This window comes from Rhodococcus sp. LB1 (assembly GCF_001583455.1).
Taxonomy (GTDB): Bacteria; Actinomycetota; Actinomycetes; order Mycobacteriales; family Mycobacteriaceae; genus Rhodococcus_F; species Rhodococcus_F opacus.
In genome coordinates this window covers 1-3,447 of the sequence record NZ_LTCZ01000236.1, presented here as the reverse complement: position 1 = coordinate 3,447, position 3,447 = coordinate 1, and the positions used below count along the sequence as shown (strand labels likewise).

Genomic DNA, 3,447 nt, shown 5'->3' with positions numbered 1-3,447 from the left:
AACTGCGCGAGGTCGCGGGCCGCCGGGACGGTCATGCCGTGCACGCCGCCCTTGGACGCGGAGTACGCGATCTGGCCGATCTGGCCCATGTCTCTACTTCTTCGGAACGCGGATAATCAGGGCGTCGCCCTGCCCGCCTCCGCCACACAGGGCAGCAGCCCCGACACCACCGCCGCGGCGCTGTAACTCCAAAGCCAGATGCAGGGTGATCCGCGCCCCGGACATGCCCAGCGGATGGCCCAGCGCAATTGCTCCGCCATTGACGTTGACGCGCGCCGGATCCAACGCGAGCTCGCGCATCGAGGCGATTCCCACCGCCGCGAAGGCCTCGTTGATCTCCACCAGGTCCAAATCTTCCGGAGAGATGCCCTCCCTGGCGCACGCCCTGGTGATCGCCCGTGCGGGCTGTGACTGCAAGGTCGAATCGGGACCTGCAACGACGCCGTGTGCCCCGATTTCGGCGATCCATGCCAGCCGAAGCTCCTGCGCCTTGGCCTTACTCATCACCACGACCGCGGCCGCACCATCGGAAATCTGTGACGCGGACCCGGCCGTGATTGTCCCGTCCACACCGAACGCCGGCCGCAGCTTCGCCAGCGACTCCACGGTGGTATCCGCGCGAATCCCCTCGTCCTGAGCGAACTCCACATTCCCTCCGCGCCGCTGCGGAACCATTACCGTCACCACTTCGTCGTCGAACTGCCCGTCTTTCCACGCCCGCGCCGCATTCTGATGCGACGCCGCCGCGAACGCGTCCTGCTCGGACCGCGAGATTCGGTGATCGACCTTCCCGTTCTTCATCTCGGCCAGATTTCCCATCGGCTGATCTGTGAAGATGTCGTACAGACCGTCGAATGCCAAGGAATCGCGGATCGTCACGTCGCCGTACTTGAAGCCCACGCGCGATCGTTCCAGCAGATGCGGAACCTGCGACATGGACTCTTGGCCACCCGCGACGATCACCTCGAACTCCCCAGCACGGATCAACTGATCGGCCAACGCAATCGCGTCGATGCCCGACAGGCAGACCTTGTTGACGGTCAGCGCCGGCACGTCCATCGGGATGCCGGCCGCGACCGCCGCCTGCCTGGCGGGAATCTGCCCGGCGCCTGCTGTGAGCACTTGACCCATGATCACGTACTCGACCAGCGCGGCGAGGACTCCGGATTTGTCCAGGGCTCCCCGAATTGCGACGCCACCGAGGTCGGCGCCCGACAGATCCCGCAAAAGCCCCCATAAACCGACCCATAGGGGTCCGGCCACCGGCAACGATCACCGAAGTAGTCATCAGCTGTCCTAACTTGTCCACCGCGCCACTCCACAGGGGTGCGGGTGAAACGCTAGACGGAATTCAGGCGTGTGTGGTGAAGGCGCCCCTCGACAGACGGCGCGCAACGACGGGAAGATCGTGAACTAGACACGCCACGGAAGCAAGTCCTTCACACCATGAACCACCGAGTTCGATCCTGTGGCACGCCCACGTAAAGCACAGTGCCACAGAGTAGTTCTTTACCGGAATCGGCGCGGATCGGACAGCAGTGGCTTGTCAGGGGTAGAGAACGTCGGCGCTGAGAATTCGCAACGACGGCAACTGCCACCGAGAATCGACCATACAATAGTCGAGCGCGGCGAACGCAGACCGCGCATTTCCGCGGCAGGATGCCCGACATTCGGTCACTCGAGGCGTCATGTCGAGCGGCCCCACATTGAGGTGAAGGTACGCCGCGTGTGCCGCGATTCGATACCGACACTGCAGCCTGCCTGTCGCTGGAGGCCGCCCGCGATGCTCGAGGCGCACCGGTGGCTCGAATCGGGCGTGATCAACGCCCAATACTGCCGAAATGTGTTGACATCTGGTCGGACCGCGTTTGCAATCTTGCCAGTCCCGGGGGCACGTGTAAACTTTCAAGCAAAACTACTTAGCAGTGAATAATCCCGAGCTGGTCAATTCAAGTGACATGGGGTGTGGGATGGGCGTCGAAGCACCATCGATTCGGGACGTGGACGGAGATGATGGCGTCGATCGCATCGAGCAGGCATGGGTACGTGAACGGCCGGATATCGACGTCAGTTCAGTGGGTATCGTTTCGAGGATCTGGCGAATTGCGCGATACCTGGAGCGCGAACGCAGTCAACGCCTGGTGGAGCTAGGAACCGATCCTGCGACGCTCGACCTCTTGGCGATGCTGCGGCGCTCCGGCAAGCCGTATCGGATGACGGCCGGGCAACTCACCGAGGCCGCGCTGATAACCCCGGCTGGTATCTCGAACCGCCTGGACAAGCTCGAGCGCAGTGGTCTGCTCAAACGGAGCTTTCACCCCCAAGACCGTCGTCGAGTCGACGTGCAATTGACCAAAAAGGGAGTCCAGCTCATCGACGAGGTCGCCTCCGACATCTTGGGTCGCGAGGCACAACTCCTTGCGTTTGTGAGCGAAGACGATGGCACCGAGCTTCGCAGGCTCCTCAAACTCCTCCTCGCCCACTTCGAGGACCCTGGCGTGGCCAGCTGAGACCGAGAAGTCCGACGCCGACCGTTCGGCAGTTTGTGAATTGCCGATCCATAGAGGTGAAGGCCCTCGAACATGCGTGGCCGTGAGTTGTCGAAATTGATGTGCGCAACGCGTGGCCTGCGTGGTCTCGGTTTTCGTGACGGGTGGACGAGTCGAGTGCGACGGCCATTGCGCGTCGGTGACGTACTCCCTGCAGCAGTCTGAACTTCTGTCCTTGGGTAACGCGCTTATTCTTGCGCTGGGCGTAGCCACGGATGGTCACGAAGCGTAACTAGATTGTCATTGCGGTTCGTTGATGATCATCTTGGCCTCGAAATTGGGTCTTGCAGTGGTGCTCTCGTAGACCGGCGGCGCCGCCCGGACCGCCAGTCCCGGTGCCGCCGGCACGCCCGTCGGCGTCTATGGCCTCGTGGTCGCCGCTGCACGCCGGCACCCGGCTCTGAACTGCTGAACTGCTGGTCGTGCCGCTGGCGCCCTGCCGACTTCACCTCAGGGGCTGCACCCTCGCTCCGCACAAACGGCCCCGGCCCCGACATTTCATGACGCGGGTGTGGAACTTCCTTGTGGCTTCCTTGCCGCGGCCACGAGTGTGCGCTGTCCCGAGACCTCTTCCGCGGATCCCGCCGCTTCGATCGGTGCATGCACCCGGCGCCGTGATTGCGACGCGTTCTCCAGCTCGCCGTCGGCATTCGGCCTGACGACCAACTCGGATGAGTGATCACCTCCGGCACCTCCACGCAGGCGAACCTGCGAAAGAACGGCAGGTAGATGCGCATGCATCTATTCACTGATGAATAGAATTTGCGACAAACAATTGACTCATGAAAGAAATCTATCTACTATTCGGTGAGGCAGGCCACACCGCGTAGCGAGATCTGGCTGTTGGCCTCGCGAACCCTCGGATTACTTCTCCTGACTGAAAGGTGCCCTTCATGAG

The 3,447-nt window shown here is 62.4% G+C and carries 1 protein-coding gene and 2 pseudogenes; 1 reads left to right on the top strand and 2 read right to left on the bottom strand.

Annotation, left to right across the window (positions count from 1 at the left end; all coding sequences use genetic code 11):
- A pseudogene (locus AZG88_RS50610) lies at positions 1-86 on the bottom strand (3-hydroxyacyl-CoA dehydrogenase); the annotation flags it as partial.
- Positions 87-93: 7 nt separating this feature from the next.
- Positions 94-1,288 (bottom strand): annotated as a pseudogene (locus tag AZG88_RS27390) (acetyl-CoA C-acetyltransferase).
- A gap of 682 nt (positions 1,289-1,970) precedes the next feature.
- Between AZG88_RS27390 and AZG88_RS27385 the strand changes: the two are divergent.
- Positions 1,971-2,510 carry a MarR family winged helix-turn-helix transcriptional regulator gene (locus AZG88_RS27385; RefSeq protein WP_025432442.1) on the top strand — a complete coding sequence of 180 codons (540 nt, stop codon included), beginning with the start codon at positions 1,971-1,973 and terminating at the stop codon, positions 2,508-2,510.
- Positions 2,511-3,447 lie beyond the last annotated feature (937 nt).